We start from the raw sequence: 3,825 nt of genomic DNA, 5'->3' as shown, positions 1-3,825 counted from the left end.
GCGCCGGTGCGCTCGACACGCATCACCACCGGCGCGCCGATGTTGAGGCTGCCGGCCACGAGTGTCGCGCCGGCCGGCTTGTCGACCGGCCGCGCTTCGCCRCTCAGCAGCGATTCGTCGGCCTGCGTGCGGCCCTGCAGCAGCTCGCCGTCCGCGGCGAACGCCTCGCCCAGCGCGACCTGCACGCGGTCGCCGGGCCGCAAGGCCTCGCGTGCGACGCGTTCGCTCGACCCGTCGGCGGCCAGCCGCAGCGCGGTGTCGGGCAGCGCCCCCAGCGCGCCGTCGAGCGCCTCGGCCGCGCGGTGCCGCGCCTTCATCTGCAGCCAGCGCCCGCCGAGCAGGAAGGTGACGAACATCGTCAGCGAATCGAAGTACACCTCGTGGCCGAACGGGCCGCCGGGGTCGAACGCGGCACCGGTGCTCGCGACGAAGGTGACGGCGATGCCGAGCGCGACCGGGATGTCGGCACCGATGCGGCCGCTGCGCAGACTGCGCCAGGCGCCCTGGAAGAACGGTGCGGCCGACCACCACAGCACCGGCAGCGTCAGCACCCAGGCGCCCCAGTCGAGCAGCTGCTTCACGTCGGACGCCAGCTCGCCGGCGCGCGCCACGTAGTGCGGCGTCGCGAGCATCATCACCTGCATCATGCAGAAGCCGGCGACGAACAGGCGCCACAGCGCGGCGCGCGATTCGCGCCGGCGCAGCGCGCGGGCCGAGGCGGGCGTGTCGGGCGCGGCGTCGTAGCCGGCCCGGCGGATCGCGCCGACCAGCGCATCGAGCGTGGTGCGCGCCGGATCCCACGCGACGCTCGCGGCGTGCGTCGCGGCATTCACGCAGCACGCGCCGGCACCGTCGACCGCGCGCACCGCCTGCTCGATCAGCCCGGCGCAGGCGCCGCATTGCAGGCCGGCGAGCTGCAGGCCGGCGCGTTGCGTGGACGGAGTCGCCGCAGGAGAGGTGGATGCAAGGCTCACCGGCGGCAGTTTCCTGCCTTCGGCGCGGCGGCGACTTGATCCGGATCAACCCCGCGACAACGGCCGCGAAGCGCCTCAGACGCCCCAGGACATCCACATCGCGAGCGTGCGCCGTTCGAGGTACGAGAACGGAATGCTCGGGCGCCTGAACCCGTCCACGGTGTCGTGGTTGGCCTGCTTCAACGCGGTGCCGAACTCGACGCCTTTCGAGAGCCGGTGGCGGTACGCCAGGTCGATCACGCCGCGCCCGGGCGAGGGCACCTGGCTGGCGGCCAGCGTGGGGCGCGCCCTCAGCCCGGCTTCGAACGAACGGCGGTCGTCGATCTGGTACGTCACCCGGGCCTTGAACGCGTTGCGCGGTTGCGTGCCGAAGTAGTTCACCTCGGTGGCCAGTGGCGAGCGTGCCGCGCCGTCGAAGAAGAACTCCGCGCGCACCAGGTCGATCGACCCGTCGAGGCTCCACTGCGGGCTTGGCTGCCAGCGCGCATCGGCCTCGAAGCCGCGCACGCGCAGCCGGGTGTCCATCAGCGGCGTGGTCGGGGTCACCGGGGTCGTGACCGGCACCTGGTAGCTGCCGAAGCGCTGCTCGTACACCGTCGCGTTGACCTGGAGCTCGCGGCTGGCCTTCCAGCGCAGGCCGGCTTCGATCGACGGGATCTGCAGGTCCTGGGTGCCGTTGGCCAGCGTTTCCGAGTGCGACAGGCTGCTCCACAGCGACAGGTCCGGCGTGGCCGCCCAGCGCAGGCGCAGCGTCGTCGCGTACAGGTTGTCGACGAAGCCGGCGCGGAACACCCGTTGCGCCTGCGCGCCGAGCACCACCGAGCCGCGGTTCTCGGCAAACCGCCATTCATCCTGGACGAACGCCTGCAGCCGGTCGGTGTCGGTCGGCACGGCGACGGCATCGAGCTCCGCCGCGCGCGAGGTGATCGAGTCGGTGTTCACGCTGCCGCCCGCCAGCAGCTCGTGCGACCCCAGGCGCAGGAAGTCCTGCGCCGACAGCTCGATGGTGCGCCGGTGGTTCTCGGTGCCGCCGAAGGTCGTCATGTCGGCGTCCTGCACGTACCCGGCCAACTCGAGCCGGCCGTCGCGTGCCTGCGGGATGGACAGGCGGGTGCCGAACTCGCGCTGCGCGACGTGCAGTTCCAGGCGGTTCGGTACGCGGGCGACCGCGAAGATGCTGGCGCCGACGCCGGTGGAGGCACTGACGTCGAATGACACCTCGGCGCCGCCCTCGACGGAAAGCGTCGCCTTGGCACCGGCCGCGCGATTCTCCTGGTTGTCCCAGTCGCGGCGGCCCCGCACGAACTCGGAAGAACCCGGCTGGTGCGAGCCGCTGGCCCAGAACGAGGTTTTCCAGCCGGAGGCGGTCCGTGTGCCCCACTGCAGGTTCGCCGCGGCGCGGCCGTTGCTGTCGACATCCACGCCGCCGGCGCTGCCGTTGTCGGCGGCGCGGGTCACGATGTTGATCACGCAATTGGCCGCGTTCGAGCCCCACAGCGTGTTGCCGGCGCCGCGCTGCACCTCGATGCGCTGCACCAGGTCGATCGGCATGTTCAACCGCGTCCAGGTCGTCGTCGACCAGCCGCTCGCCGCGAACTGTTCGCGGCCGTCGCGCAGGATCAGCGTGTTGTGCGCCACCAGCGAACTGCCGTCGCCGCGCGCCGTGACGCCCCACAGGTTCGCGTTGATGTGTTCGACCCACACGCCGGGGATCCACGCCAGCGCTTCCAGCACCGTGCGGGCGCCGGCGCGGCGCAGTTCGTCACCGGAGAACACGCTGGTGGCGATCGCCATGTCCTGCTCGGGCTGCACCCGGCGGCCGAGCGTCGTGAGCTGCACGTCCAGCAGCGCTTCGAGGGGTTGATCGAGCAGCGACTGGGCGCGCAGGTCGCTGCCGCAGGCCAGCGCCGCGAGCAGCACGGCCGCGCGCAGGAACAGCGCGAAGCGGCGGGAAGTGATCCGGGGCAGCAGGTGGGGGTGGTGGGCTTGCATACACACTCGCTCACTTCGTGTTGTCGACAAAGTGTAGGAAGCCTTCCCGGCGATTCGCTCAGGCGAAACCCAGAGAGGACATATGTCTGTACCCCCAAAGCACGGGGGAAACCATCGACGCGATTCGTCAGTCCGGGGCGGGCACGATGCCTGCATGCCGCCACCCATCGCGCAACAGATCTTCCGGATGCATCCAGATGTGCCAGCTTCTCGGCATGAACTGCAACAGCCAGGCCTCGATCACGTTCTCGTTCACCGGTTTCCGGCAACGTGGCGGGCGCACCTCGCACCATGTGGACGGCTGGGGCGTCGGTTTCTATGAACCGGGCGGCTGCCGCGTCTTCCACGACGACCAGCCGGCGAGCGAATCGCCGCTGGCGGCCTTCCTCGGCGACTACCCGATTCCGTCGGCCATCGTCATCTCGCACCTGCGCCGCGCGACGCAGGGGGTGCGTTCGCTGGCCAATTGCCATCCGTTCCAGCGCGAGTGGATGGGGCAGCCGTGGCTGTTCTCGCACAACGGCGACCTGCGCGGCTTCGAACCCGCGCTCACCGGCCCGTTCCGCCCGATCGRCACCACCGACAGCGAACGCGCATTTTGCTGGCTGATGCAGGAGCTGCGCGCGCAGTTCGCCGACCGCGTGCGGCCGGTCGGCTGGGCCGAGCTGGCGCCGCAGATCGCGCTGCTCGCCGAGCGCATCGCGCGCCATGGCAACTTCAACTTCCTGCTGTYCAACGGCGAGGCGTTGTTCGCGCACTGCTCGAGCAAGCTCTACCTGCTGCAGCGCCAGCATCCGTTCCCGACCGCGCGGCTGATCGATTGCGACATCAGCCTGGACCTCGGCCGCCTGAACGGTGT

Annotated in this window: 3 protein-coding genes; 1 reads left to right on the top strand and 2 read right to left on the bottom strand. The window is 70.9% G+C overall.

Features of this window, described 5'->3' with window-relative positions; genetic code table 11:
* Together AC1D15_RS21325 and AC1D15_RS21320 are read right to left on the bottom strand one after the other, a co-directional pair.
* A partial coding sequence (locus AC1D15_RS21325) for a heavy metal translocating P-type ATPase (RefSeq protein ID WP_477827543.1) occupies positions 1-974 on the bottom strand: 974 nt, incomplete at its 3' end.
* 75 nt (positions 975-1,049) lie between these two features.
* Positions 1,050-2,966, bottom strand: coding sequence for a TonB-dependent receptor plug domain-containing protein (locus AC1D15_RS21320; RefSeq protein ID WP_477827542.1), 1,917 nt, complete (start codon positions 2,964-2,966; stop codon positions 1,050-1,052).
* A 197-nt stretch (positions 2,967-3,163) separates the two neighbouring features.
* Here AC1D15_RS21320 and AC1D15_RS21315 point away from each other — a divergent pair.
* A partial coding sequence (locus AC1D15_RS21315; RefSeq protein WP_477827541.1) for a class II glutamine amidotransferase occupies positions 3,164-3,825 on the top strand: 662 nt, incomplete at its 3' end.

It is taken from the genome of Rhizobacter sp. P2_H2 (assembly GCF_056403375.1).
Note: the sequence above shows the minus strand (reverse complement) of the source record. Positions and strands in the feature narration are given on the sequence as shown.

Excerpts from the sequence above, each read along its gene's own strand:
- AC1D15_RS21320 (WP_477827542.1), bottom strand. The coding sequence starts at position 2,966 with ATGCAAGCCCACCACCCCCACCTGCTGCCCCGGATCACTTCCCGCCGC.